This is a genomic window from Mesorhizobium sp. M0048 (genome assembly GCF_040323405.1).
In the GTDB taxonomy this organism is placed as follows: domain Bacteria; phylum Pseudomonadota; class Alphaproteobacteria; order Rhizobiales; family Rhizobiaceae; genus Mesorhizobium.
In genome coordinates this window covers 52531-78384 of sequence record NZ_JAMYUV010000024.1, presented here as the reverse complement: position 1 = coordinate 78384, position 25854 = coordinate 52531, and the positions used below count along the sequence as shown (strand labels likewise).

General features: G+C 61.7%; 30 protein-coding genes and 2 pseudogenes. 13 read left to right on the top strand and 19 right to left on the bottom strand.

Annotated elements, in window-relative coordinates; all coding sequences use genetic code 11:
* From NKJ84_RS20030 to NKJ84_RS20010, 5 genes and pseudogenes are all read right to left on the bottom strand, one after another.
* Positions 1-351 (bottom strand): annotated as a pseudogene (locus NKJ84_RS20030) (hypothetical protein); the annotation flags it as partial.
* 31 nt (positions 352-382) lie between these two features.
* Positions 383-1177 carry a transglutaminase family protein gene (locus tag NKJ84_RS20025; RefSeq protein WP_352507888.1) on the bottom strand — a complete coding sequence of 265 codons (795 nt, stop codon included), beginning with the start codon at positions 1175-1177 and terminating at the stop codon, positions 383-385.
* 61 nt (positions 1178-1238) lie between these two features.
* Complete coding sequence (locus tag NKJ84_RS20020) at positions 1239-2180, bottom strand: alpha-E domain-containing protein (protein WP_023674885.1); 942 nt, start codon at positions 2178-2180, stop codon at positions 1239-1241.
* A 149-nt stretch (positions 2181-2329) separates the two neighbouring features.
* A complete protein-coding gene (locus tag NKJ84_RS20015) occupies positions 2330-3742 on the bottom strand; it encodes a circularly permuted type 2 ATP-grasp protein (RefSeq protein ID WP_352478961.1) in 1413 nt (470 codons plus the stop codon).
* 172 nt (positions 3743-3914) lie between these two features.
* Positions 3915-4151, bottom strand: coding sequence for an Lrp/AsnC ligand binding domain-containing protein (locus tag NKJ84_RS20010; protein WP_023674883.1), 237 nt, complete (start codon positions 4149-4151; stop codon positions 3915-3917).
* Positions 4152-4387: 236 nt separating this feature from the next.
* Between NKJ84_RS20010 and NKJ84_RS20005 the strand changes: the two are divergent.
* Positions 4388-4806, top strand: a pseudogene (locus NKJ84_RS20005) (DUF4864 domain-containing protein).
* A gap of 8 nt (positions 4807-4814) precedes the next feature.
* On the opposite strand, the gene tgt reads toward NKJ84_RS20005, so the two are convergent.
* The 7 genes from tgt to coaD all read right to left on the bottom strand — a co-directional run bounded on the left by tgt (position 4815) and on the right by coaD (position 9415).
* Positions 4815-5945, bottom strand: coding sequence for a tRNA guanosine(34) transglycosylase Tgt (gene tgt / locus NKJ84_RS20000; RefSeq protein WP_352507887.1), 1131 nt, complete (start codon positions 5943-5945; stop codon positions 4815-4817).
* Between the two features lie 8 nt (positions 5946-5953).
* On the bottom strand, positions 5954-6223 hold the full coding sequence (locus NKJ84_RS19995; protein WP_352507885.1) for a hypothetical protein: 270 nt from the start codon (positions 6221-6223) through the stop codon (positions 5954-5956).
* Positions 6213-7301, bottom strand: coding sequence for a tRNA preQ1(34) S-adenosylmethionine ribosyltransferase-isomerase QueA (gene queA / locus NKJ84_RS19990; RefSeq protein ID WP_352507883.1), 1089 nt, complete (start codon positions 7299-7301; stop codon positions 6213-6215). The genes NKJ84_RS19995 and queA overlap by 11 nt, the downstream gene beginning before the upstream one ends.
* 12 nt (positions 7302-7313) lie before the next feature.
* Positions 7314-7712, bottom strand: a complete 399-nt coding sequence (locus NKJ84_RS19985) for a hypothetical protein (protein WP_352507882.1) — start codon at positions 7710-7712, stop codon at positions 7314-7316.
* The gene (locus tag NKJ84_RS19980) at positions 7709-8221 is read right to left on the bottom strand and encodes a peptidylprolyl isomerase (protein WP_254817363.1); all 513 of its coding nucleotides are present in this window, start codon (positions 8219-8221) and stop codon (positions 7709-7711) included. Before NKJ84_RS19980 ends, NKJ84_RS19985 begins: the two co-directional genes overlap by 4 nt.
* A 28-nt stretch (positions 8222-8249) precedes the next feature.
* A complete protein-coding gene (locus NKJ84_RS19975) occupies positions 8250-8840 on the bottom strand; it encodes a peptidylprolyl isomerase (protein WP_254817364.1) in 591 nt (196 codons plus the stop codon).
* Positions 8841-8914: 74 nt separating this feature from the next.
* Positions 8915-9415, bottom strand: a complete 501-nt coding sequence (gene coaD / locus NKJ84_RS19970) for a pantetheine-phosphate adenylyltransferase (protein ID WP_352507881.1) — start codon at positions 9413-9415, stop codon at positions 8915-8917.
* A gap of 195 nt (positions 9416-9610) precedes the next feature.
* On the opposite strand from coaD, the gene NKJ84_RS19965 reads away from it, so the two are divergent.
* Positions 9611-9763, top strand: a complete 153-nt coding sequence (locus NKJ84_RS19965; RefSeq protein WP_352478968.1) for a hypothetical protein — start codon at positions 9611-9613, stop codon at positions 9761-9763.
* 54 nt (positions 9764-9817) lie between these two features.
* On the opposite strand, the gene gyrA is transcribed toward NKJ84_RS19965, so the two are convergent.
* Together gyrA and NKJ84_RS19955 are read right to left on the bottom strand one after the other, a co-directional pair.
* Complete coding sequence (gyrA, locus tag NKJ84_RS19960) at positions 9818-12625, bottom strand: DNA gyrase subunit A (protein ID WP_352507880.1); 2808 nt, start codon at positions 12623-12625, stop codon at positions 9818-9820.
* A 148-nt stretch (positions 12626-12773) separates the two neighbouring features.
* Positions 12774-13601: a helix-turn-helix transcriptional regulator gene (locus NKJ84_RS19955; RefSeq protein ID WP_352507879.1), complete on the bottom strand. Its 828-nt coding sequence runs from the start codon at positions 13599-13601 to the stop codon at positions 12774-12776.
* 86 nt (positions 13602-13687) lie between these two features.
* Between NKJ84_RS19955 and NKJ84_RS19950 the strand changes: the two genes are divergently transcribed.
* Entirely contained in the window at positions 13688-14218 is a 531-nt protein-coding gene (locus NKJ84_RS19950; protein WP_352507878.1) for a hypothetical protein, read from the top strand.
* A gap of 74 nt (positions 14219-14292) precedes the next feature.
* Positions 14293-14922 (top strand): MarC family protein, encoded by a 630-nt coding sequence (locus tag NKJ84_RS19945; protein WP_254817370.1) that lies wholly within the window; start codon positions 14293-14295, stop codon positions 14920-14922.
* 8 nt (positions 14923-14930) lie between these two features.
* Here NKJ84_RS19945 and NKJ84_RS19940 read toward each other — a convergent pair whose 3' ends face one another.
* Both NKJ84_RS19940 and NKJ84_RS19935 read right to left on the bottom strand, forming a co-directional pair.
* Complete coding sequence (locus NKJ84_RS19940) at positions 14931-15356, bottom strand: OsmC family protein (RefSeq protein ID WP_352507877.1); 426 nt, start codon at positions 15354-15356, stop codon at positions 14931-14933.
* A 123-nt stretch (positions 15357-15479) separates the two neighbouring features.
* The gene (locus NKJ84_RS19935; protein WP_352448761.1) at positions 15480-15992 is read right to left on the bottom strand and encodes a single-stranded DNA-binding protein; all 513 of its coding nucleotides are present in this window, start codon (positions 15990-15992) and stop codon (positions 15480-15482) included.
* Between the two features lie 211 nt (positions 15993-16203).
* On the opposite strand from NKJ84_RS19935, the gene NKJ84_RS19930 reads away from it, so the two are divergent.
* From NKJ84_RS19930 to NKJ84_RS19890, 9 genes are all read left to right on the top strand, one after another.
* Entirely contained in the window at positions 16204-16593 is a 390-nt protein-coding gene (locus NKJ84_RS19930) for a cupin domain-containing protein (protein ID WP_352478972.1), read from the top strand.
* A gap of 81 nt (positions 16594-16674) precedes the next feature.
* A complete protein-coding gene (locus tag NKJ84_RS19925; RefSeq protein WP_352478973.1) occupies positions 16675-16989 on the top strand; it encodes an ArsR/SmtB family transcription factor in 315 nt (104 codons plus the stop codon).
* Positions 16986-17510, top strand: coding sequence for an SRPBCC family protein (locus NKJ84_RS19920; RefSeq protein WP_352507876.1), 525 nt, complete (start codon positions 16986-16988; stop codon positions 17508-17510). Before NKJ84_RS19925 ends, NKJ84_RS19920 begins: the two co-directional genes overlap by 4 nt.
* 25 nt (positions 17511-17535) lie before the next feature.
* Entirely contained in the window at positions 17536-18141 is a 606-nt protein-coding gene (locus NKJ84_RS19915; protein ID WP_254817374.1) for an ATP-dependent Clp protease proteolytic subunit, read from the top strand.
* A 98-nt stretch (positions 18142-18239) separates the two neighbouring features.
* Entirely contained in the window at positions 18240-18536 is a 297-nt protein-coding gene (locus NKJ84_RS19910) for a hypothetical protein (protein ID WP_352479042.1), read from the top strand.
* A gap of 705 nt (positions 18537-19241) precedes the next feature.
* Complete coding sequence (gene uvrA, locus NKJ84_RS19905) at positions 19242-22163, top strand: excinuclease ABC subunit UvrA (protein WP_352507875.1); 2922 nt, start codon at positions 19242-19244, stop codon at positions 22161-22163.
* Complete coding sequence (locus NKJ84_RS19900) at positions 22163-22573, top strand: DUF302 domain-containing protein (RefSeq protein ID WP_352507874.1); 411 nt, start codon at positions 22163-22165, stop codon at positions 22571-22573. Before uvrA ends, NKJ84_RS19900 begins: the two co-directional genes overlap by 1 nt.
* Positions 22570-23040, top strand: a complete 471-nt coding sequence (locus tag NKJ84_RS19895; protein WP_502896224.1) for a GNAT family N-acetyltransferase — start codon at positions 22570-22572, stop codon at positions 23038-23040. Before NKJ84_RS19900 ends, NKJ84_RS19895 begins: the two co-directional genes overlap by 4 nt.
* 28 nt (positions 23041-23068) lie before the next feature.
* Positions 23069-23875 (top strand): DUF72 domain-containing protein, encoded by an 807-nt coding sequence (locus tag NKJ84_RS19890; protein WP_352507872.1) that lies wholly within the window; start codon positions 23069-23071, stop codon positions 23873-23875.
* Between the two features lie 43 nt (positions 23876-23918).
* Here NKJ84_RS19890 and NKJ84_RS19885 read toward each other — a convergent pair whose 3' ends face one another.
* The 3 genes from NKJ84_RS19885 to urtD form a co-directional block, all read right to left on the bottom strand.
* Complete coding sequence (locus NKJ84_RS19885; RefSeq protein WP_352507871.1) at positions 23919-24119, bottom strand: hypothetical protein; 201 nt, start codon at positions 24117-24119, stop codon at positions 23919-23921.
* 216 nt (positions 24120-24335) lie between these two features.
* Entirely contained in the window at positions 24336-25031 is a 696-nt protein-coding gene (urtE, locus tag NKJ84_RS19880; RefSeq protein ID WP_352507870.1) for an urea ABC transporter ATP-binding subunit UrtE, read from the bottom strand.
* Between the two features lie 70 nt (positions 25032-25101).
* Positions 25102-25848, bottom strand: coding sequence for an urea ABC transporter ATP-binding protein UrtD (gene urtD / locus NKJ84_RS19875; protein WP_352478979.1), 747 nt, complete (start codon positions 25846-25848; stop codon positions 25102-25104).
* Positions 25849-25854 lie beyond the last annotated feature (6 nt).

The following is a 25854-nucleotide window of genomic DNA, read 5'->3' as shown; positions in this document are numbered from 1 at the left end:
ACCGTCATGTGTCCGCCGCTCCGCTAAACACGGGGGCTGCGCGGCGGACACGCCGACGTCAACGCAATGCCACGCCATTTTGCAGAACTTGACGCACACAACTATGGAAGGCGTTTCGAGCAGCGTGGCACGGCGCTCCGCCACTGCCTTGGTGCGTTCGTCGAGCAGGCTGACCACGGCCTGCGTCGTCGCCAGATTGCCGGCCGACATCAAAACGATGACGCGCTCGCCCGGCTCTTCCCAGACATGCATCTTCCTGAAGGTCGAGATCGAATCCATGCCGGCGTTGGTGCGCGTGTCCGACATGAACACGAGCCCGCGATCGATCTTCAGGCCGACGCAATAGGTCATCGAATCTCTTTGGCAACAATCTTGGCGGAGATTACTGCTCCACGGTGACGGTGACGGCAAGCTGTTCTTCCGCCTGTCCCAGCCGAATTCCCGATACCGGTGTGGCGTCGCGATAATCGCGGCCAGTCGCCACCTTTACATAACGCTCGTCGGGAGAAATGCCGTTGGCGACGTCGAAGGCGACCCAGCCGAGGCCCGAGACATGCGCCTCGGCCCAGGCGTGGCTTGCCGCCTGCTCGATCGCTGCATTCATCATAAGGTAGCCACTGACATAGCGCGCCGGAAAATCCATGGCGCGCGCCGCCGCAACGAAGATGTGGCTGTGGTCCTGGCAAACGCCGGTCTTGAGCGCCAGGGCCTCTTCGGCCGGCGTCGTCGCGTTGGTGGTGCCCGGCGTATAAGCGACGCGCTCGCCGATCATCGCCATCAACCGGTGCAGCCTTTCGATGTCGGTGCCCTTGCCGACCGAGGCAGCAAGCTCGCGAATGCCGCTGCCGATCATCGTCAGCGGCGTTTCGTGGCCGAACAGCCAGAGCGGCACGAAACCCTGGTGCGGCCCGCAGACGCCGGCGGTGTCGCGCGTCACCACTTCGCCGGCTGCTTCGACGGTGATGAAGTCGCGCTCGCCCTCGACGCTCAACAGCCGGGTATCATTGCCGAAATGGTCGGTGAAGCGCACTTCCTCGCGTGCGCCTTCGATCTTCAGCGCCCAGGACAGTACCGTCTGGGTGCGCCCGTTTACCGGGAGCAGCCGCAAACGCTGCAACAAATAATGCACCGGCGCATCGTAGCGGTATTCGGTCCGGTGGGTGATCTTCAGCCGCATCGCACTCGTCCCTGGAGCATGAGCTTTTCCGAAAACCGGTCTCCGCTTTTTGGGGTCATGCTCAATAGAACCTGTAATCCTGCGCGATCTCGTCGCCGAGTCTGGTGTTGTCGCGGATGAAATTGGCCAGGAATTCATGCAGGCCGGCGTCGAAAATATCCTTGATCGAGCCGGCGGTAAGCATGGCCTGGGTCTTGGCAGCCGTCGCATGGCAGGCGTGGCGCTCACCATAGTCGTCACCCAGGAATTTGAGATGCTCCGTCAGGAAGCGATAGCAAAAGGTCAGCGAGCGCGGCATGCGGACATTGAGGATCAGATAGTCGGCGATGTTGCTCGGCTTGTAGTCGGCGTCATAGACCCAGCGGTAGGAGCGGTGCGCCGATACAGAGCGAAGGATCGATTCCCACTGGTAGTTGTCGAGCGTCGAGCCGACCCAGGAAATCGACGGCAACAGCACGTAGTATTTCACATCCAGGATGCGCGCGGTGTTGTCGGCGCGTTCGACATAAGTGCCGAGCTGCGAAAAATCGAAAATCTCATTGCGCAGCATCGTGCCGTAGAACGAGCCGCGGATCAGCGCCGTCTCGCGTTTGATTGCGTCGAGCGCGTTGGGCAGGTCGCGCTCGTCGATCGGCTTGGCTAGCATCCGCTTCAGCGACATCCAGGCTTCGTTGATGCTTTCCCAGGTTTCACGCGTCAACGCGGTACGCACCATGCGGGCATTGTTACGGGCCGTTTCGATAGACGACATCGTGCTCGACGGGTTCGATGTGTCGCGCAGCAGATAGTCGGCGACATTGGCGGCGGTGTAGTCGGAATATTTCTGCGTGAAGCTGGCGTCCGAACCGGCGCTAAGCAGCACCGAATTCCACTCCTCCGAAGCGTTCTGAGTACGGGTTAGCGCCATGCGCAAGCCAGCATCCACCAGCCGCGCCATGTTTTCCGCCCGCTCGATATAGCGGTTCATCCAATAGAGCCCGTTGGCGGTGCGACCGAGAAGCATGTCAGGCGGCCCTGAGGCGAATGGTGGACGGTGGACGGTGAATGGTGACTATCCAGAACCTAAGCCACGATGCCGCGTGCTTCATTTCAGGGCATTTCACCAACATTACGACCCATATCCTTATCTATTCACTATTCACTACTTCCACTCTAATCATCCAACACCCAGGTATCCTTCGTGCCCCCGCCTTGCGAGGAATTGACGACCAGCGAGCCTTCCTTGAGCGCTACTCGGGTCAGCCCGCCGGGCACGATCTGGATACGGTCGGAAACCAGCACATAGGGGCGCAGATCGACATGACGCGGCGCCAGCCCCTTGTCCGTCAGGATCGGACAGGTCGACAGCGCCAGCGTCGGCTGAGCAATGTAGTTCGATGGTTTTGCCGCGAGCTTTTTGGAAAAATCCTCGCATTCCTTCTTGGTCGCCGCCGGACCGACCAGCATGCCGTAACCGCCGGACCCGTGGACCTCCTTGATGACCAGTTCATCAATGTGCTCGAGCACGTATTTCAGGCTGTCCGGCTCCGAGCAGCGCCAGGTCGGGATGTTGCCGAGCATCGCCTTGCGGCCGGTGTAGAATTCGACGATCTCGGGCATGTACGAATAGATCGCCTTGTCGTCAGCGATGCCGGTTCCCGGCGCATTGGCGATCGTGATGTTGCCGGCGCGGTAGACGTCCATAATGCCCGGCACGCCAAGTGCCGAGTCGGGGCGGAAGGTCAGCGGATCGAGGAACGAGTCGTCGACACGCCGGTAAAGCACGTCGATCTGCTTGTAGCCCTCGGTCGTGCGCATCGCGACATGGCCATCGACGACGCGCAGATCCTGCCCTTCGACGAGCTGCACGCCCATCTGGTCGGCAAGGAAAGCATGTTCGAAATAAGCTGAGTTGAAGCTGCCCGGCGTCAGCACGGCAATCGTCGGCGTGCCCTTGGTGCTTTGCGGCCGTACCGCCGCCAGCGACTGGCGCAGGAGCTGCGGGTAATTCTCCACCGGCCGCACCTTGATCTGCTGGAACAACTCGGGAAACAGCTGCATCATCGTCTCGCGGTTTTCCAGCATGTAGGAGACGCCGGACGGCGTGCGCGCATTGTCCTCCAGTACGTAGAACTCGTTCTCGCTAATGCGTACGATGTCGACGCCGATGATGTGGGTATAGACGCCGGCCGGCGGCCGCACCCCGATCATCTCGGGCAGGAACGCCTCGTTCCTGGCGATCAACTCCTTCGGCACCCGGCCGGCGCGCAAGATCTCCTGGCGATGGTAGATGTCGTCGAGAAAGGCGTTCAGCGCCTGGACGCGCTGCTCGATGCCTTGCGTTAGCCGTCGCCATTCATTGCCCGAAATGATGCGCGGAACGATGTCGAAGGGTATCAGCCGCTCCGATGCTTCCTGCTCGCCGTAGACGGCGAAAGTGATGCCTGTCTTGCGAAAGACGCGTTCGGCGTCCTGCATCTTCTCGGTAAGTCTGGCCGGGTCCTGTTCCTTCAGCCAGCGATCGTAAGCCGAATACGGTTTTCTCAGCCCGGAAACTTCCGGAAGCATTTCGTCGAACGCTGCCAATCGCATACTCCCCTGTGACGCCATTTCACTGGCCTCGCTGGAGAAAATCAAGCGCAATCGGCGATTTGGCGGGCGCCGGCGATCAGTATATCGCGGTTGCCTAAAATTAAGGCAGCACCAATAGGGCCCTGATCAGGCTTTGCCTTGTGTCCGGGCAAATGTCGGATGGAGATCAAAACGCGCGAAAGGTGACGACCGTAAACGTATCCTTGATTCCCGGGAGAATCTGCACTTTCTCGTTGACGAAGTGGCCGATGTCTTCCTCGTCGTCGACATAGAATTTGGCGAGCAGGTCGTAGTTGCCGGCTGTCGAGTAGATTTCCGAAGCAATCTCGGCATCGGCCAGGGCGCTGGCAACGTCGTAGGCCTTGCCCAGATCGCACTTTATCTGCACGAAAAATGCCTTCATTGCCTGGTCCTGTCCAACATCGCACGCTCTAATCGAGCGGCCCTTGTGGCAGACTGCCGCCCGGCTTTCAAGCATCGCCAATCGCTCAGGCTGTCTCGCCTCGACAATGCTTTCTCGGCTCGGACACGGACTGCCACGCCGAATGTTTACGCTCGGCTGAAACCCTGAAGCACGGCAAAGCGTATGGTATCATGTACCTTCAGGCAGCGATTTCTCGGGGACAACGGAGACAGGCCATGCGCCGCGCGTTTTTCGCATTCACAGTCCTTCCATTCATTTTCGCATCCCAGGCCTTTTCTGGCGACGCCGAAGTCAAAGCGGCGCAGACGGTCATCGATGGTCAGTTGAGGGCCTTCATCGCCAATGACGGAATGTCGGCCTACAGCTTTGCCGCACCGAATGTGAAGCGCATCTTTCCGACCGTCGATACCTTCATGAACATGGTGACCAACGGCTATCCGCCGGTGCGCCAGCCGCAGACCTACTCTTCGGCAAGGTTCGCGAGACGAGCCCGACCTCGATCATCCAGCAAGTGCTGATCGTCGGCCCGGATGGCAAGGACTACGAGGCGGTCTACACGCTCGAACTACAGCCTGACGGCAGCTTTCGGATCACCGGCTGCAGCCTGCGCGCGTCCACGTCGCTCAGCACTTGAGCCTTCGATCACCTCACTGGGAGATCGCCCCGCCTCCAGCTTTCGGAAATCTCAGCTGAGCGTGCTTCCAACCTGCCAGCCTCGATCGCTTCACGAATGTCGCGCATCAGCTGCTGGTAATAGGACAGATTGTTCCAGGTAAGGAGCATCGCCCCAAGTGCCTCTTGCGAGCGCACCAGATGGTGCAGATAGGCGCGCGAATAGTCGCGTGCGGCCGGGCAGTCGCTTTCCTCATCGAGCGGACGCGGATCGTCGGCATGGCGGGCGTTGCGAAGATTGACCTTGCCGCGCCGCGTGTAGGCAAGACCGTGGCGCCCTGCCCGCGTCGGCATCACGCAATCGAACATGTCGATGCCGCGCGCTACCGACTTCAAGATGTCGTCCGGCGTGCCGACACCCATCAGGTAGCGCGGCCGCTCAACCGGCAGCTCCGGGCAAGTGATGTCGAGCATCTCCAGCATCACCGCTTGCGGCTCGCCGACAGCCAGCCCGCCGATCGCGTAGCCCTTCAGCTCCATTGCCTTCAGCGCCTGCGCCGAGCGCAGCCGCAGATCCGGCACGTCGCCGCCTTGTACAATGCCGAACATCGCCTTGCCGGGCTGCTCGCCGAACGCCGTCTTGCAACGCTCGGCCCAGCGCAACGACAACTCCATGGCACGCTCGATCTCGTTCTGCTTGGCCGGCAGAGCCGTGCATTCATCGAGCTGCATCTGGATGTCGGAATCGAGCAGCCCCTGGATCTCAATCGAACGCTCCGGCGACATCTCGAAGGCGCCGCCGTCGATATGCGAACGGAAGGTCACGCCGTTCTCGGTCAGTTTCCTCAGCTTCGATAGCGACATCACCTGGAAGCCGCCGCTGTCAGTCAGGATCGGATGCGGCCAGCGGGCGAACTCATGCAGGCCGCCGAGCCGCGCCACGCGCTCGGCGCCGGGTCTCAGCATCAGGTGGTAGGTATTACCAAGGATGATGTCCGAGCCGACGCCGCGCACCTGATCCATATACATGGCCTTCACCGTGCCGCCGGTACCGACCGGCATGAAGGCAGGCGTGCGGATTTCCCCGCGCGGCATGGTGATTGCACCACGCCGCGCCCTGCCGTCGGTCGCCAGCACCTTGAAGGTGAATGCGTCAGTCATTGAATTCCCTAGCCATCGAACTCCTTGTCAAATACCGGCGCGTCCGCAGCCTGCTTATCGAGCGATTGACGGTAGCGGATGCAGCCGCGCATGAATTTCGGCCACGGCGGCACGGCAATCGCCGGCTCGGTCTTTTCGGGCAAAAGCGACCACAGGTCGGGATGATGCCAGCACAGATCATGGCCGGTGGCGTCGCGGTGTTGGCGGATGCCGGCGCGTAATTTCCTGACCTCGCCGATCAATGCTTCGCGGTCGAAGGTTTCCAGGTCATCGTCCATTACTATCCTCCCTGAACAGAAGACTTGCGTCTCCATAGGAATAAAACCTGTAGCGATTCTCGATGGCATGCGCATAGGCCGCCCGCATCGTCTGCAAACCGCAGAAGGCCGAAACCAGCATGAACAGCGTCGAACGCGGCAGATGGAAATTGGTCATCAGCATGTCGGCGGTCTTGAAGCGATAGCCGGGGGTGATGAAGATGTCGGTCAGGCCTGACCATGCGGCCAGCCTGCCCTCCTCGCCAGCCGCGCTCTCCAGCAAGCGCAGCGATGTCGTGCCGACAGCGATAATGCGCCCTCCTTTTGCTTTCGCCGCATTCAGCGCCTCGGCGGTTTCCGCGCTCACCGAACCGGTTTCGGCGTGCATCTTGTGGTCCGCGGTGTCGTCCGCCTTCACCGGCAGGAATGTACCGGCGCCGACATGCAGCGTGACGAAACGGCGCTCTATGCCCTTGGCGTCGAGCGTCGCAAACAGCTCCGGCGTGAAATGCAGCCCTGCCGTCGGCGCGGCGACCGCGCCCTCCTCCCTAGCATAAATGGTCTGATAATCGCTGCGGTCGCGTTCGTCGTCGTCACGTTTGGAGGCGATGTAGGGCGGCAGCGGGATGTGGCCGACAGCGTGCAGCGCCTCGTCGAGGAACGGACCTGACAGGTCGAAGCCGAGCAGCACCTCGCCGCCTTCCCCCTTCTCGATCACGGTCGCATCGAGTTGGCCGAGAAAGCAGGAATTGGCATCATGACCGAAATGGATGCGATCTCCGGCGGCGATGCGCTTGCCCGGACGCATGAAGGCGAGCCACCGGTCGGGCGCCACCCGCATATGCAGCGTGGCTTCGACCTGCGCTGCTGCTTCGCCGCGCCGCCTGATGCCCTTCAATTGTGCCGGAATGACCTTGGTGTCGTTGAAGACCAGCACATCATCACCGGCCTTGAGCAGGGCCGGCAGGTCGCGCACCGTCAGGTCTTCGAGCCCCTCACCCGGCCTGACCACCAGCATCCTGGCGCTGTCGCGCGGCTCGGCTGGGCGAAGCGCGATGCGTTCTTCCGGCAGATCGAAGTCGAAAAGGTCGACGCGCAAGAAAACCCCGCCTCAAGGTTCCGGGCAGGTCACCGCCCAGGCACTGACACCGTCAATGCTCAACGTGCCGCCCATTGCGAAACTGGACTGCTCGCTGGCCTTGACCAGCCGCAATTTGGCGACGATCGAGCTGAGGCCCTCATCAGTGAGATCGATCAGCATGCGCTCGTCGTCTTCGAATGCCTGTCCAACGATGACTTTCGTTGAGCCTGGCTGGCCGTCCGTGGTCCATGTCTTGCCGCCGGCATCCAGCCACACCCGCGCCACCGCAATGACGGCCGTGTGTCCCATCAAAACATCAATCGATGCCGCGCCGCCGTCGGCGCTGCAAACGATCGATTCCGTCGCCAACGCCGGAGTGGCCGCCGCGACGAGCACAAGTACGATGGCCGCGACAGCCCGGCTGGTCATTTCACGTCGGCCGCGACCTTGAGCGATACGATCTTGTCGGGGTCCTGCACCGGTTCGCCGCGCTTGATCTTGTCGACATTGTCCATGCCTTCGATGACCTGGCCCCATACAGTGTACTGGCGGTTGAGGAAGGCGGCGTCGTCGAAGCAGATGAAGAACTGCGAATTGGCCGAGTTCGGGTTTTGCGAGCGCGCCATCGAACAGGTGCCGCGGCCATGGTTGGCGTTGGAGAACTCGGCCTTCAGATCGGGCTTGTCGGAACCGCCAGTGCCGGCGCGCGACGGCGCGAAAGACGGCTTGTTGGAATTGCCGAACTTCACGTCGCCGGTCTGCGCCATGAAGCCGTCGATGACGCGGTGGAAGACCACGCCGTCATAGGCGCCTTCGCGTGCCAGCTCCTTGATACGGCCGACATGGCCGGGCGCCAGATCTGGAAACAATTCGATGACGACCTTGCCCTTCGTCGTGTCCATGATAAGCGCGTTCTCGCGGTCCTTGATTTCGGCCATGTCAGAAATATCCTTTTGAAACTTGGGTTTACTTGCCGTCGGCGGCGATGCGCACCTTGATCATGCGATCGGGATCGGTCACCGTCCCGTTCTGCGCCTCGTCGCCTTTCTTGATGTGGTCCACCAGCTCCATGCCGCTGACGACATTGCCAACGATGGTGTACTGGCCATCGAGCGGCGGTGCCGGCGCGAACATGATGAAGAATTGCGAATTGGCGGAATTCGGATCGTCGGAGCGGGCCATGCCGACCACGCCGCGCTGGTAGTGCTCGGTGCTGGAGAATTCGGCCGGCAGGTCGGGAAGATCGGAGCCGCCGGTGCCGACAGCGTCGGCATTGAAGCCGCTCTTCATGTTGCCGAACTTGACGTCGCCGGTCTGCGCCATGAAGCCGTCGATGACGCGGTGAAAGGCGACGTTGTCGTAGGCGCCCTGGCGCACCAGCTTTTTGATCTGCGCGACGTGTTTCGGCGCAAGGTCGGGCCTCAGCGCGATGGTCACGTCGCCGTCCTTCAGCGTTACGATCATGGTGTTTTCCGGATCAGCGGCAAAGGCCGACACGGATGCGGTCACAAGACCGGCAAACACGGCAAGCAAGAAGGCAAGCTTTTTCAGCTGCATGGATCTTTCTCCGAATATCTTCGTTCATGCATGTCGTTACCCAAAGCCGGGTTCCACTTTTGGGTGACATGCATTTATTTCGCGAATTTGGCGGCGAGCGCGCCGGCCACGGCCGCCGGCACGAAGGGGCGGATGTCGCCTCCCATCGAAGCTATCTGGCGCACAAGTGTGGCGGTAATGGTGCGCACCGAGGGGCTGGCGGGCAGGAACACCGTCTGCAGCTCCGGCGCCATGGTCTCGTTCATGCCGGCCATCTGCATCTCATAGTCAAGATCGGTGCCGTCGCGCAGACCGCGGATCATGATCGAGGCGCCATGCTTCCTGGCCGCATCGATGACCAGCCCGTCGAAGGCGACCACTTTGATACGCGCACCGTCGCTGCCGAATTCCGCCTTCGCGGCCGTTTCGATCAGGCCAACCCGTTCCTCGAAGGAAAACAACGGCTTCTTGCCGGGATGGGTGCCGATCGCCGCATAGATTGTATCCGCCACGGCCAGCGATGCCTTCAGCACGTCGAGATGGCCGTTGGTCAGCGGGTCGAAAGAGCCGGCATAAAGGGCGATGCGTTCGGTCATGGCAGGTGCTTCTAGCGAGCCTCTCTCCTAAAGGCAAATCCGATCACCAGCCCGCCTCGTGAACCCTTTGGCCGACGTAAACGACAGATGAATGTGCCGCTCACAACAGCTTCACGCAGTGTTCACTAAGTTGCAGCTGCAGAAGATGAAACCAAACACCCATCTAATCGTTGTTAGGCGCAGGAGAACACGCACATGCTGATCTACATGCTTGCCACCGCAATGACCGTCGCCATGCTGATCGCTACCGTATTCGGGTTGCATCAGGAGGCACAGCGCGTCCGCGCCAAGGCCAATACCAAGCAGTTCGAAGGCTTCGGCATCCGTAGGCCTTATCGGCATTTCTAGAGCGTTTGCTGACAACGCCGGACCGACCTATCGGGCTGGCGGCGTCGTGGCAACTCACTCGACGTTGTTGTTGTCAGGCTCCCCACCTTCGGTAGCAGCGCCGCTTTCAGCCTCGACACTCTCTTCGATCTCTTCGTCTGCCTGCGGCTCCGAAATCCGCTCCACCGAAACGACCTTCTCGCCCTCTGCGGTATTAAAGATCGTAACGCCCTTGGTGGCGCGGCTGGCGAAACGAATGCCGTTAACCGGGACGCGAATGACGGTTCCGCCATCCGAAACCAGCATGATCTGATCATCATTGCCGACCGGGAAGGTCGCCACCAGACGGCCGATTTCGGCCGTTTTCGAAACGTCGGTAGCGCGGATACCCTTGCCGCCGCGACCGGTCAGGCGGAAATCGTACGACGACGAACGCTTGCCGTAGCCATATTCCGTCACCGTCAGCACGAACTGCTCGTGTGCCTTGAGGAATTCGTAGCGCTCGTCGGAAAGCTCCGCCTCTTCGCCGACCTCTTCGTTGGTAAGCTGGATTTCTTCCTCCTCACCGGCGGCGATGTCGGCGGCGAGCCGGCGTTCAGCCACCACCCGCTTAAGGTAGGCGGCACGTTCCGCCGGCGGCGCGTCGACATGCTCGATCACCGCCATCGAGATCACCCGGTCGCCATCGGCCATGGCGATGCCGCGCACGCCGACCGAATTGCGGCTCTGGAAGACGCGTACGTCGCTGACCGGGAAGCGGATGCACTGGCCGGAACTTGCCGTCAAAAGCACGTCGTCATTATCGGTGCAGGTCTCGACGCCGAGGATCTCGTCGCCTTCCTCGTCCAGCTTCATGGCGATCTTGCCGTTGCGGTTGACCTGGACGAAGTCCGACAGCTTGTTGCGACGCACGGTGCCGCGCGTGGTGGCAAACATGACGTCGAGCTCGCCCCAGCTCGTCTCATCCTCCGGCAGCGGCATGATCGTGGTGATGCGCTCGCCCTGTTCGAGCGGCAGCATATTGATCAACGCCTTGCCGCGCGATTGCGGGTTGCCGATCGGCAGGCGCCAGACCTTTTCCTTGTAGACGATGCCACGCGAGGAGAAGAACAGCACCGGCGTGTGCGTGTTGGCGACGAACAGCCGGGTGACGAAATCCTCTTCCTTGGTCGACATGCCGGAGCGGCCCTTGCCGCCGCGGCGCTGCGCCCGGTAGAGCGACAGCGGCACGCGCTTGATGTAGCCGGAATGGCTGACCGTGACGACCATGTCCTCGCGCTGGATCAGGTCCTCGTCTTCCATGTCCGCCCCGCCCTCGGCGAGCTCGGTGCGGCGCGGCGTGCCGAACTCGTCGCGCACGGCGATGAGCTCGTCCTTGACGATCTGCTGGACGCGGGCGCGGGACGACAGGATGTCCAGGTAGTCCTTGATCTCGTCGCCGATCGTGTTCAGCTCGTCGGCGATCTCGTCGCGGCCGAGCGCGGTTAGGCGCTGCAGGCGCAGTTCGAGGATGGCGCGCGCCTGCTCCTCGGAGAGATTGTAGGTACCGTCCTCGTTGATGCGATGGCGCGGGTCGTCGATCAGAAGAATCAGCGATTCCACGTCGCCCGAAGGCCAGCGCCGCTCCATCAACTGCTCGCGCGCCGTCTGCGGGTCCGGAGCGCTGCGGATCAGCTTGATGACTTCATCGATATTGGCAACAGCGATGGCAAGGCCGACCAGCACATGGGCGCGGTCGCGCGCCTTGCGGAGCAGGAATTTCGTGCGCCGGCTGATCACCTCCTCGCGGAAGGCGACGAACGCCTTCAGCATGTCGGTGAGCGTCAGCAATTCCGGCTTGCCGCCGTTCAGCGCCACCATGTTGGCACCGAAGGACGTCTGCAGCGGAGTGAAGCGGTAAAGCTGGTTGAGGATGACGTCGGCGACGGCGTCGCGCTTCAGTTCGATGACGACGCGGTAACCCTGGCGGTCGCTCTCATCGCGAATGTCGGAAATGCCCTCGATGCGCTTGTCGCGCACCAGTTCGGCCATCTTCTCGATCATCGATGCTTTGTTCACCTGATAGGGAACCTCGGTGATGACGATCGATTCACGGTCGTTGCCGCGCGCCTCGATGTTGACGCGGCCGCGCATGACGATGGAGCCGCGGCCGGTCGAATAGGCGCTGTAGATGCCGGAACGGCCAAGCACGATGCCGCCGGTCGGGAAATCCGGTCCCGGAATGATCTCCATCAGCGCCGGAAGATCGATCGCTGGATTGTCGATGAGGGCAATGGCGCCGTTGCAGACCTCGCCCAGATTGTGCGGCGGGATGTTGGTGGCCATGCCGACGGCGATGCCGCCGGAGCCGTTGACCAGCAGGTTCGGAAAGCGCGCCGGCAGGACTTTCGGTTCGCTGCCCGACGCATCGTAAGTGTCCTGGAAATCGACGGTGTCCTTGTCGATGTCTTCCAGCAACTCATGCGCGACCTTGGTCAGCCGCGATTCCGTGTAGCGCATCGCCGCCGGCGGATCGCCGTCGATCGAGCCGAAATTGCCCTGCCCGTCAATCAGCGGCACGCGCAGCGACCAGTCCTGCGCCATGCGCACCAAAGCGTCGTAGATAGAGGCGTCGCCGTGCGGATGATATTTACCCATCACGTCGGCGACCGGGCGTGCCGATTTCACATATTTACGGTTCCAGTGATAGCCGCTCTCATAGGCGGCGTAGAGGATGCGGCGATGCACCGGCTTGAGGCCGTCGCGCACGTCCGGCAGCGCGCGACTGACGATCACGCTCATGGCGTAATCGAGATAGGAGCGCTGCATCTCCTCGATGATGGATATCGGCTCGATGCCGGTGGGGCCGCCGTCGGCGCCGCGCGGTGTCTTCTGGTCGGTCAAATCGGATCACAATCTAATCAGGAATCACTTGGTGCTTATATAGGAAGCCGGCCCGAAACTCCAACAATCGCGGCAGTTTTCCAATGTGGTTTTTAGCGGCAAATTCAAAAGGATACACCAATTGCGACGATATGGCCGTGGCACCCTTTCACCGGCGTCGCCGGCGGGCGCGATAAGTACCCGGCGCCTCGCCCATCAGCCGCCGGAAACGGCGGTTGAAGGTTGATAGATCGTTGAATCCCGCCGCAAAGGCGATCGCCGAAATTGTGTTATCTGACGTCCGCAGCCGCACGGCTGCCCTGTGCAGCCGCGTTCTCAGCAGGAATTGGTAGGGCGTCATGCCGGCAACGTGCCGGAAGGTGCGCAGGAAATGGTAAGGGCTGGTGGCGGTCTCGTCGGCGAGTTCGGCAAGCGAGATCGGCCGGTCGGCATCGACTTCAATGCGCCGCACCGCTTCGGCGACACGCTTCTGGTCGCGGCGGCTCGGGGTCCGTCCCCGATCCGTGGCGCTGCAAGCCGCTGTTACCGCGGCACCGGCAATGCGCAGGGCGAGTTCCTCGAACGCGCCGGTGTCGGCCATCTCGCGCGCCGCCTCCGCTTCGGCGAGCAGCGGCACCAGCGCCGGCAAGGGCGGCAGGCGCGGCGTGCTGAAATCGAGCGTCTTGGCGCCCGGCACGTCGGCGACGATCCGCTCCATACAGGCCGGTCCGAAATGGAAGGAGAGGCAGCGGTCGCCGGCGCCATGCTCGTGCCCGCACTCGTAGCATGTGCCGGGATTGCCGAGCAGGAGCGCGCCCGGCGCCAGCATCGCCGTGCCTTGGCGGGCACGATAGCGGAAGGTGCCGCTGGTTACGGCAGCAACGCAGAAATGCCGATGCTCCTCCTCGAATGGCCTGTCGGCGGCGCTGGCGGTGCAGATGACATCCGACACCTGCCAGCCTCGGCCCGACGCCAGCCTATGCGCGCTCGTCGTCATCGCCCAAACATAGCAATTTTTCCCAAGCGCAGAACCCCTGCCGGCCTCTATGCTTGCCGGTCTCCTGACAAGATGAGAGCGAAGCCATGTCCAATTCCTTTGCCAAGGCCCTGCACAGCGATGGGCCCACACCGGCCCTTGCCGAGAAACTGAACCTTTACGGCCGCTTCGTCGGCGCCTGGACGTTCGACGCCACGCGCCATCTCGAAGACGGTCAGGTGCTGACCGGGCGCGGCGAGGTGCATTTCGGCTGGGTCCTTGAAGGCCGCGCGATCCAGGACGTATGGATCCTGCCAGCTCGTGACGCTGGTTCCTCCCCTTCGCTCGGCAAATGGACCTTCTATGGCACGACGTTGCGCGTCTATGACCCAGGCGTCGACGCCTGGCACATCTTCTGGAGCGACCCGCGCAACCGGTATTACAGCCGCCAGTTGGGCCGCGTCGAAGGCGACACGATCGTCCAATTAGGCGCAGACGGCACCGGCCCTTCGGTACGCTGGAGCTTTTCCCGGATCACCGGAGATTCCTTCCGCTGGCTGGGCGAGCGTTCGTTTGACGACGGCGCCACCTGGCGTCTCGAAGTCGAGTTTCTGGCGCGCCGCACCGCCAGCCCCTGATCCGCACGGTTTCCACTGGCTTCGCTTTGCTCTACCAATCCCGTTAACCGGCATTGCCGGCGGGGAGGGTCAGCATGCCGAGCTTCGACAGCCTGTTCAACGCCTTCGTCACCATACTGGTGACGATCGATCCGCCCGGCCTGGCGCCGCTCTTCCTTGCCGTGACCCGCGGCATGAACCGCGAGGAGCGCAACCAGGTCTCCGTGCGCGCCTCGATCATCGCTTTCCTGGTGATGGCATTGTTCGCAATCGCCGGCGCGTCGATCCTGTCGGTCTTCGGCATCACCCTGCCGGCCTTCCGCGTCGCCGGCGGCTTTCTGCTGTTCTTCATCGCCTTCGAAATGGTGTTCGAGCGCCGGCAGGACCGTAAGGAGAAGATCGGCGACGTCGCCATCACCAGGGACATGATCCACAACATCGCCGCCTTTCCGCTGGCGATCCCGCTGATTGCGGGTCCCGGCGCGATTTCGGCGACCGTCCTGCTCTCAAGCTCGTTTCAGGGTTTTGGCGCGCAGACAGCCCTTGTCGGCATCATCGCCATCTGCCTCGTCATCACCTACCTGGTGTTCGTGCTGTCAGAGCGCATCGATCGTATCCTCGGCCAAACCGGCCGTTCGATCCTGACACGGCTGCTCGGCGTCATCCTGGCGGCGCTCGCCATACAGTTCGTCGCCGACGGCATCAAGGCGCTGATGGCGACCTAGGAACTGCCCTACTTCGCTGTCGTTTCAATGACTTCGAAGTCATGGGTAATCTCGGCAGTCTTGGCCATCATTGCCGAGGCCGAGCAGTATTTCTCGATCGAAAGCCCGATCGCCCGCTTCACCTTGTCGTGTGACAGCGCCCGGCCCTTGACGACAAAATGCATGTGAATGCGGGTGAACACCCTGGGATCGGCTTCTGCACGGTCGGCATCGAGTTCGACCACGCAATCTTCGACCGCCTCGCGCCCCTTTTCGAGGATATGGACCACGTCATAGGCCGAGCAGCCTCCGGTGCCGATCAGCACCAGTTCCATTGGGCTCGGCCCCGGCGTCTTGCCCTCCAGCCCGAACGCCGTGCCTAGCACCAGCTTGTGCCCACTGGCGGACTCGCCAACAAAAGTGCGCTCCTCCACCCATTTGACCCTTGCTTTCACTTGATACGTCCTTTCACCGCTCAAACGCACAACGTCCCGAAAATCCAAGACAGATTTTCGGGACGCCATTTCGTGGCCAAGGTGCTGGCGCTTGTCGCCGCAAGGGCAGTCCGCCCCGAGAAATCAGAACGGGATTTCGTCGTCCAGCTCGCGCGATGAACCACCGCCGCCGCCCTTGTTGGCGCCACCCCGATTGAAACTTTCGCCCGGGCCGGACTGGCCGAAATCGGAACCGCGGCTCGCACCGCCACCGGCATAGTTGCCGACCTGGCCGCCGCCCTCGCCCCGTGCGTCGAGCATCTGCAGCTCGCCGCGGAATTTCTGCAACACGATTTCAGTCGTATAGCGGTCATTGCCGGTCTGGTCCTGCCATTTGCGCGTCTGCAGCTGGCCCTCGACATAGACCTTCATGCCTTTCTTCAGATACTGCTCGGCCACCTTGGCGATCTGGTCGTTGAAAATCACGACATTGTGCCACTCGGTCTTTTCCTTGCGCTCTCCAGATGTCTTGTCGCGCCAGCTTTCCGACGTCGCGATGCGGATATTGACGACCGGGTCACCCGAATTCAGGCGGCGGATTTCAGGGTCCGCCCCGAGGTTGCCCACCAGAATGACCTTGTTGACGCTACCCGCCATGACACTTCTCCGCGCTCATCCGAAACCAAATTCCTTGTCGCTCCACCTTACAGGCTATGGACAATCCCTGCCTGCCGTGGCTGCCTTTTCCCACAAGGTTTTTGTTCTCTTTTCGTTCTAGTTTAAAGGTCCTGCACTGTCAATAGATGTCAGTAACAAGTAGGGTCTTGGCGCCGAATTTTCCACGAACCCTGAGATCGAGGCGAACTCAATGAAGATGGTCGAGCATGACGATCAGCCGCAAGAAGAATGGCGGACGGGAGTAAAGACCCGCATGCATGTCTCGGCCTGCAACGGCGCAACTCAACTTTGCATATTTGAACAATGGGTCGAACCCGCGGTTGGCGCCCCGACACATTGGCACCCGGTCGAGGAAGTGCTTACCGTCATCGCTGGCAGGGCCGAGATGTGGATCGATGACGAGCATCTCGTCTTGACTGCCGGACAGTCGCTTGTTGTTGCCGCGCACAGGCAACATGGCTTCCGAAACGTCGGCTCCGAACTGCTTCATATCCATGCCGTGCTCGCGTCACCAGTTTTTGAGGCAACGTTTAACGGATCGCCAGACATGGTGAGACGCTGGCTTCCGACGCGTTTGTAAAATCTCGCCCGTCGCAAAAAACACTGCCTGTCTTAAAAACGCGACTTGCCAAACCGATAAGTATCGACTTATGCTTCTGGAATGATCGAAGCAGAGATTTTTCGGGCACTGGCCGATCCAACGCGTCGCGCCGTCTATGAGCGGCTCGCCGACGGCGAGATGACGGTATCGGAACTCCGCAATGGCATGCCGGTTTCGCAGCCGGCAGTATCGCAGCATCTCGCGGTGCTGCGAGGTGCCGGCCTCGTGGTCGAACGCCGGGCCGGCCGCAATGCCTATTATCGCGCCGATCCGAACGGGCTTGCGCCGCTGCTCGGCTGGATCGAACGCTACCGCGCGTTCTGGCCAGAGCGCATCGAAAGGCTCAAGACGGTTTTGAAGGACATGGACCAATGACCAGCCGAGGCAAAGAACGCGCGGAAATGGCGGCAGACAAGATCGAGTTCGAGTGCGAGCTGCCCGAGCCGCCGGAAAAAGTGTGGCGGGCGCTGACAGTGCCGGACCTGCTCGCGGCCTGGATGATGCCAAACGACATTGAACCAAAGGTCGGCAACCGCTTTGCCTTTAAAGCGCCGGATGCGCCGATCGAGTGCGAAATCCTCGACGCGGATCCCGGACGGCTGCTGCGCTATTCCTGGCGGGAGCGGCCGGCGCCCGGCGATACGCGGGTGCCGCCCGGCAGCCCGGTGGAAAGCCCAATGAACGATAGGCCAGTGGATAGCATCGTCACCTTTACGCTCGACCGCACCGTTTCCGGCGGCACGCATCTGCGCATCGTCCATGATGGTTTTGCTCGGGCAGCAGTGCCGGAGATCGCCATGGCAGGCGCCGGTTGCCGACTTTCGTTTGAAGCGCGTACTCCCAAGTACAAGCAGATCGCCGCAAACACCGCGCGCCTCTTTATGCGCGCGGCCTGAACGACGACAGTCAAAGGAGATAACGATGAGCGGCCTTGCCAATTTGGTGCCGATGGTGATCGAGCAGTCGAGTCGCGGCGAACGTGCCTTCGATATATTTTCGCGGCTGCTGCGCGAGCGCATCGTCTTCATCAACGGGCCGATCGACGACGGCACCTCGGCGCTGGTCTGCGCCCAGCTTCTGTCGCTGGAATCCGACAATCCCGACAAGGAGGTCTCGCTCTACATCAACTCGCCGGGTGGCGTGGTGACCAGCGGTTTCGCCATCTACGATACGATGCAGTATATCAGCTGCCCGGTCTCCACCGTTTGTATGGGCTTCGCCGCCTCGATGGCCTCGTTTCTCCTGATGGCGGGCACGCCAGGGCGGCGTATCGCGCTACCCAACACCAGCATCGTGCTGCATCAGCCTCTCGGCGGTTTCCAAGGCCAAGCCTCCGATATCCAGCGCCATGCCGAGGGCATCCTTCGCACCAAGCGGCGCATGACCGATCTTTACGCCCATCATTGCGGCCGCACCTACGAAGAAGTGGAACGCACGCTCGACCGCGACTTTTTCATGACCGCCCAGGAGGCCAAGGATTGGGGACTCGTCGACCATGTTTTCGACACCCGCAAGCAGGCCGCATGAACGAGCAGGGCCGGCGGACGCAACCGACGCGATTGAGCGCCCGCAATTTCAGCGCCATCGGTCTGGTCTTGCCGCCATCACGGCACTATAGTCCGGCGATGACCGCCAGCCGTTCATCCAGCCTGTTGTGCCTTGCTATCGCTACTGTGGCCGGCACGAACATGCTGGTGGACATGGCATTTGCCCAAGATAATTCGACGTCTTCGCAAAAGGGCGCCCTGCCCGGCGTGACCAGCGACTATCGCATCGCCGAGCCAGGGCCGCAGCCTGAGCCCGACGACGCGGTTCCAAGCAGCGGCAACGGCACGTTCAAGATCGGCGATACCGACGTTCGGATTTCCGGCAGCATAACCATCGATGTCGCTACCGGCGGAATCAGGCCCCCCAGCCGGTAAGTTCGCCTGGCATGCACCACAAATGTGCCCTTCAAACGAACAGCCCCGTCATTGCTTGTGCAATTGACGGGGCTTCTTGGATCTAAAATCCAAATTGCCGGGAGTGTACTGCCGGCTTTTTATTTCGGATGCTTCGCGGCGTTCAGCCGACGATCCGACTAGCAGTCTCTGATTGTTGTGGGGATCGGCAGGTCAACGTTGGCAGGTAGCGCAAAACGCTTGGCCTAGCCACTTATACCTGCCGCGGCTCCAGCGACACGTGGAGCCTCAAGGAACTGTCCGGTGGAGTCATGCCTCTGCTCTCCTTCTGTTCGTTGCGACTGTCGTCGAAGCGCTCATCGCATAACCCGCGGCGTCTCGCAGGCTAGCCCCAGGCCGCGAGGCCATCGAAAGACGGCCGGCTTCGTTGACGTTTGGAGTCTGCCCCCGTGACAGATGGACGTCAACCTTGAATGGCCGATTACCGAAAAATGTGATCGCGAGACGCTTTGTGAACCCCGGGTGAACCCAGCCGCACGGGCAGCTTTTGTCAGGAGCGTGTTCGGCCTTTGTTCTTTCCGCTTGCCCGTTCGCGCGAAAGGCGGTTAAACGCTTTGGTCGAGAGTTGTGGCGTCTCTCGAAAAGGCGGCGAAATTACCTACATAGGGGATGGTCGGGAAAACCCGCCCATCCCACGAATTCCAGATTCTGAGGCGGCGACCGGCGATGGCCGACCATAAATATCTCTCCATTCGCGGGGCACGCGAACACAATCTGAAGAATGTCGATCTCGACCTGCCGCGTGACAGCCTGATCGTCATGACCGGGCTGTCGGGGTCAGGCAAGTCGTCGCTTGCCTTCGACACGATCTATGCCGAGGGCCAGCGCCGCTATGTCGAGAGCCTTTCGGCCTATGCACGACAATTCCTCGAAATGATGCAGAAGCCGGACGTCGACCAGATCGACGGCCTGTCGCCAGCCATCTCCATCGAGCAGAAGACCACCTCGAAGAACCCACGTTCGACTGTCGGCACCGTCACCGAGATCTACGATTATATGCGGCTTTTGTTCGCCCGCGTCGGTGTACCTTATTCGCCGGCCACCGGCCTGCCGATCGAGAGCCAGACGGTCTCGCAGATGGTCGACCGGGTGCTTGCAGTCGAGGAAGGCACCCGGCTGTTCATCCTGGCGCCGATGGTGCGCGGCCGCAAAGGCGAGTACCGCAAGGAACTGCTGGAGCTGCAGAAGAAGGGTTTTCAGCGCGTCAAGGTCGATGGCGTCTTCTACGAGATCGCCGACGTGCCCGCGCTGGACAAGAAGTACAAGCATGACATCGACGTTGTCGTCGACCGCATCGTCGTGCGCGGCGATCTGGCGACGCGGCTCGCCGATTCCATCGAGACCGCGCTGAAGCTTGCAGACGGACTGGCGGTAGCGGAATTTGCCGACAGGCCGCTCGACGCCAGCCAGACCGGCGAGGATTCGGTCAACAAATCGAAGAACGAGACGCATGAACGCATGCTGTTCTCGGAAAAGTTCGCCTGCCCGGTGTCCGGCTTTACCATTCCCGAGATCGAGCCCAGGCTGTTCTCCTTCAACAATCCGTTCGGCGCGTGCCCGACCTGCGATGGGCTCGGCAGCCAACGCGCCATCGATGCCAGCCTGGTCGTGCCCGACGAGAATGTCTCGCTGCGCGCCGGCGCCGTCAGCCCTTGGGCGAAATCGACGTCGCCCTATTATGCGCAAACGCTGGAAGCGCTGGGCGTTGCCTACGGCTTCAAGCTCGGCGACAAGTTCAAGGATCTGAGCGAAGAGGCAAAGCAAGCCATCCTGCACGGCACCGGCGAGCGCGAAATCACCTTCCACTACGATGACGGCCTGCGCTCCTACAAGACGACCAAGACCTTCGAGGGCGTCATCCCCAACCTCGAGCGCCGCTGGAAGGAAACCGAATCCGCCTGGATGCGCGAGGAGATCGAGCGCTTCATGTCGGCCACGCCCTGCCCGGCCTGCCGCGGCTATCGGCTGAAGCCCGAGGCGCTCGCGGTCAAGATCGCCGGCAAGCACATTGGCGAGGTCACCGAGCTGTCGATCCGCAAGGCCGACCAGTGGTTCACCGATCTGCCCGCTTCGCTCAACGACAAGCAGAACGAGATTGCGGTGCGCGTGCTCAAGGAAATCCGCGAGCGGCTGCGCTTCCTCAACGATGTCGGGCTCGATTATCTGACGCTGTCGCGCAACTCCGGCACGCTGTCAGGCGGCGAGAGCCAGCGCATCCGTCTTGCCTCGCAGATCGGCTCCGGCCTGACCGGCGTACTTTACGTGCTGGACGAGCCGTCGATCGGTCTGCACCAGCGCGACAATGCCCGCCTGCTCGATACGCTGAAGCATCTGCGCGACATCGGCAACACAGTGATCGTCGTCGAGCATGACGAGGACGCCATCCTGCACGCCGACTATGTCGTCGATATCGGCCCGGCCGCCGGCATTCATGGCGGCCACATCATCGCCCAGGGCACGCCGCAGCAGATCATGGCGACGCCCGCTTCGATCACCGGCAAATATCTGTCGGGCGAGCTCGAAGTGGCGACACCGGCAGTGCGGCGCGAGGCCAAGAAGAGCCGCCGGCTGAAGGTCGTCGGCGCGCGCGGCAACAATCTGAAGAACGTCACCGCTGAAATCCCGCTCGGCACTTTTACCGCCGTCACCGGCGTGTCCGGCGGCGGCAAGTCGACCTTCCTGATCGAGACCCTGTTCAAGGCGGCGTCGCGCCGCATCATGGGCTCGCGCGAGCATCCGGCCGAGCACGACCGCATCGAGGGGCTCGAATTCCTCGACAAGGTCATCGACATCGACCAGTCGCCGATCGGGCGCACCCCGCGCTCCAACCCCGCCACCTATACCGGCGCCTTCACGCCGATCCGCGACTGGTTCGCCGGCTTGCCGGAGTCGAAGGCGCGCGGCTACCAGCCGGGCCGCTTCTCGTTCAACGTCAAGGGCGGCCGCTGCGAGGCCTGCCAGGGCGACGGCGTCATCAAAATCGAGATGCACTTCCTGCCCGACGTCTACGTCACCTGCGACATCTGCCACGGCAAGCGTTACAACCGCGAGACACTGGACGTCCTGTTCAAGGGCAAGTCGATCGCCGACGTTCTCGACATGACGGTCGAGGAAGGCGTCGATTTCTTCGCCGCCGTGCCCGGCGTGCGCGACAAGCTGGAGACACTCAAACGGGTCGGCCTCGGCTACATCCATGTTGGCCAGCAGGCAACGACCTTGTCGGGCGGCGAGGCGCAGCGCATCAAGCTTGCCAAGGAACTGTCGCGCAAGGCGACCGGCAAGACGCTCTACATTCTCGATGAGCCAACCACCGGCCTGCATTTCCACGACGTCGCCAAGTTGCTTGAAGTGCTGCACGAGCTGGTCGACCAGGGCAACACGGTCGTCGTCATCGAGCACAATCTAGAGGTGATCAAGACCGCTGACTGGGTTCTCGATCTTGGCCCCGAAGGTGGTGACGGCGGCGGCGAGCTGGTGGCGTCCGGCACGCCGGAGGACATCGTCCGCGAAAAACGCAGCTATACCGGGCAGTTCCTGAGGGAATTGCTGGAGCGGCGCCCCGGAGGCAAGCGCGAAGCGGCGGAGTGATGGCAAAGAACGGTCTCATCACGGTCCAAAGCCGCTTCGGCGTGACCGAAACCATCGATCGCCTGGTCGAAACTGTCGAACGTGCAGGATTGCTGGTCTTCGCCCGCATTGATCACGCCGCTGGTGCGCGCAGCGTCGAAACATCACTGCGTCCAACCCAGCTCCTGATTTTCGGCAATCCGAAAGGCGGTACGCCACTGATGCAGGACCGGCAGCTTGCCGGCATCGATTTGCCGGTCAAGGCACTGGCTTGGGAGGACGGGCAAGGCAAGGTCTGGCTCTCCTACAATGACGCGCACTGGCTCGCTGAGCGCCACGGCTTGGGCGACGCCAGTCGCAATGCCGTCGCTGCGATCGCCGACGGCATGGACAAGGTGATTGCGGCCGCTGCCGGCGCGGGCCAGTTTTGATGACGAGAGCCGCTCGGGCCGATGATCTCTCCACGGTGATTTCGCTCACCACCGACGCCTACGCGCCCTACACTGCCCTGTTCGGAGCGCCGCCGATCCCCGTCACACAGGACTATGCGCCGCGCATCCAACGCGGCGAGGTCTGGCTTTTGGAGCAGAATGGACAGCCGGCCGGCTTGATCGTTCTCGAACGAAATGCGGACCATACAATGATCTTCAGCGTTGCCGTTGCGCCAGCCTTTCAGGGCAAGGGTTTCGGCATCGGGCTGCTCGACTGGGCCGAGCAACAGACGCGCTTGTGGAGCTTGCCTGAGATCCGACTCTACACCAATGCCAGAATGGAACGGAACGTTTCGTTGTATAAGGCCTACGGCTTTCGCGAAACGGGTCGCCGGCCCAATCCATATCGGCCAGGATGGACGGTCGTCGACATGGCGAAAGCCGTCGAGACGACCGCCATCGCGTGATCCTTTTCTGCAAACCGGGAGGACGACCATGACTCAATCAGGAACAATCCGCGCCGGCATGGGCGGCTGGACCTTCGAGCCGTGGGACACGTCCTTCTACCCGGACAAATTGTCGAAGGCCAAGCAACTGCATTATGCCAGCCGGCAGGTGCCCACCATCGAGGTCAACGGCACCTATTATTCGAGCTTCAAGGAGCCGACCTTCGTCAAATGGGCCAACGAGGTGCCGGATGGTTTCGTCTATTCGCTGAAGGGCAACCGCTTTGTCACCAACCGCCGCGTGCTCGGCGAGGCCGGGGAATCGATCATGCGCTTCCTCGGGTCGGGCGTCGCCGCACTTGGCGACAAGCTCGGGCCGATCCTGTGGCAGTTCGCGCCGACCAAGAAATTCGACCCGGACGATTTCGAGGCCTTCCTCAAGCTGTTGCCGGAAAAGCAGGACGGCGTTGCGCTGCGCCACGCGGTCGAGGTGCGCAACGACAGCTTCGTCGTGCCGGAGTTCGCCGCCTTGGCGCGAAAGCACAAGGCCGCCATCGTCTATGCCGACCACGCCAAATATCCTGGGATTGGCGACGTTACCGGCGATTTCATCTATGCGCGGCTGCAGACCGGCAGCGACGACAATCCCGATTGCTACACGCCAAAGGCGCTCGACGAATGGGCGGCGCGCGCAAACACCTGGGCGGAAGGCAAGGTGCCGGTCGACCTGTCGCGTGCCGATCCTTCAACCGACGCGCCGGTCAAGCCACGCGATGTGTTCGTCTACTTCATCACAGAGGGCAAGGTCCGCGCTCCATTCGGCGCCATCGCCCTGATGAAGCGGGTCGCAGGCTGACGCCGCTGTCGGTGGTCCGCCTGGCTTGGTCCTAAACTACCGGCTATGCGGCGCGTTCGTCCGGACGCCGATCAACCCTGACGATCTCATTGAAAGCATCGAGATCGACATAGAAGACCTTGGTGATCTCCGCGATGAGTTCGTCGTGGTCATACCCCTGCGATTTCAGAATGTTGATGGCTGTCAGGATGTCGACGCGCTCCGTGAGCCGTCGTTTCTGATAGTCCTCGACATAGCACTCCATTGACTGGCCCTGGCTCCCAAGCACCCGAAATGTTGGACGACAACAGATCGCTCGAAGGGAAGGGCTTGCGCGCAAGCGTGCCGACGCATCCGCGCCTTCCCCTGATCTGCCAAGTTGAAACTGGTACGGAAAGCGGCCGACTCACCAAGGCCAAGCAAAATCTAGCACGCAATCTGCAGCGCGCCAGAGTTGCAAAGTAATAGAATCAATAAGAATTCAGACGGTCAGGAATTTGCGGACGTCCGCCCGGTCGAGATCCTCGGCCGAGCCGGTATGAACGATCTGGCCACGGTCCATGATGTTGACCTCGTCGGCCAATTCCCGGCAGAAGTCGAGATACTGTTCGACCAGGAGCACGGGGATGCCGGCCTGGTCGCGCAGATAGCGGATGGCGCGGCCGATATCCTTGATGATCGACGGCTGGATGCCTTCGGTCGGCTCGTCGAGCACCAGCAGTTTAGGCCGCATCACCAGTGCCCTACCGATGGCAAGCTGCTGCTGCTGGCCGCCGGAAAGATCACCGCCTCGGCGCGCGAGCATCTGCTTCAGCACCGGAAACAATTCGAAGACGTGACCGGGAATGTTGCGGTCGGCGCGCTTCAGCGGCGCGAAGCCAGATTCGAGGTTTTCCCGCACCGTAAGCAGCGGAAATATCTCCCTGCCCTGCGGCACGAATGCGATGCCCGACCGGGCGCGATCATACGCCGCGCTCCGGTCGAGCGCCTTCCCCTCGAAGGCAACGCTTCCGCTCGTCAGCCGATGATGGCCGACGATCAATCTCATCAAACTGGTCTTGCCGACGCCGTTGCGACCGAGCACGCAGGTGATCTTGCCGGCGCGGGCTGTCAGCGAGACACCGCGCAGCGCCTGAGCGGCGCCGTAATGCAGCGTGGCATTGGAGACTTCGAGCATGGTCAGCGCTTTCTCCAACGCGTGAAGAACGAAAGGTCGAAATGATGGAACGGAACGCGCCAGACCATGATCATCTCCCCAGGTAGACTTCGACGACGCGCTCGTCGGCCGAAACGAAGTCGAGGCTGCCCTCGGAAAGCACCGAGCCTTCGTGCAGGCAGGTAACCTTGACGCCGAGCTCGCGCACGAAATGCATGTCGTGCTCGACGACGATGACCGAATGGTCGCGCGCGATATCCCTGAGCAGCCGCGCGGTTTCCTCGGTCTCGGCGTCGGTCATGCCGGCAACCGGCTCATCGACCAGCAGCAGCAGCGGATCCTGCGCCAGAAGCATGCCGATCTCGAGCCATTGCTTTTGGCCGTGGCTCAGATTGGCGGCGAGTTCGTCGCGCTTGTCGCCAAGCCGGATGATGCCGAGGATGTCGTCGATCTGCCGCACTTCCGCGGCCGAGCGACGATGGAACAGTGCCGGGAAGATCGAGCGCGGGCCTTTCAGCGCCAGCATCAGATTGTCCTCGATCGTGTGGCTTTCAAAGACGGTCGGCTTCTGGAATTTACGGCCGATGCCCATCATGGCGATTTCGGCCTCGTCGTGTTTGGTCAGATCGACCTCACCGTTGAAGAAAACCTCGCCCGCATCGGGCCGCGTCTTGCCGGTGACGATGTCCATCATCGTCGTCTTTCCGGCGCCGTTGGGGCCGATGATCGCCCGCATCTCGCCTTTGTCGAGCACCAGCGAAAGGTTGTTGATGGCGCGAAAACCGTCAAAGGAAACCGAAACGCCGTCGAGATAGAGGATGGTGTTGCTCTTCGACATCAGACC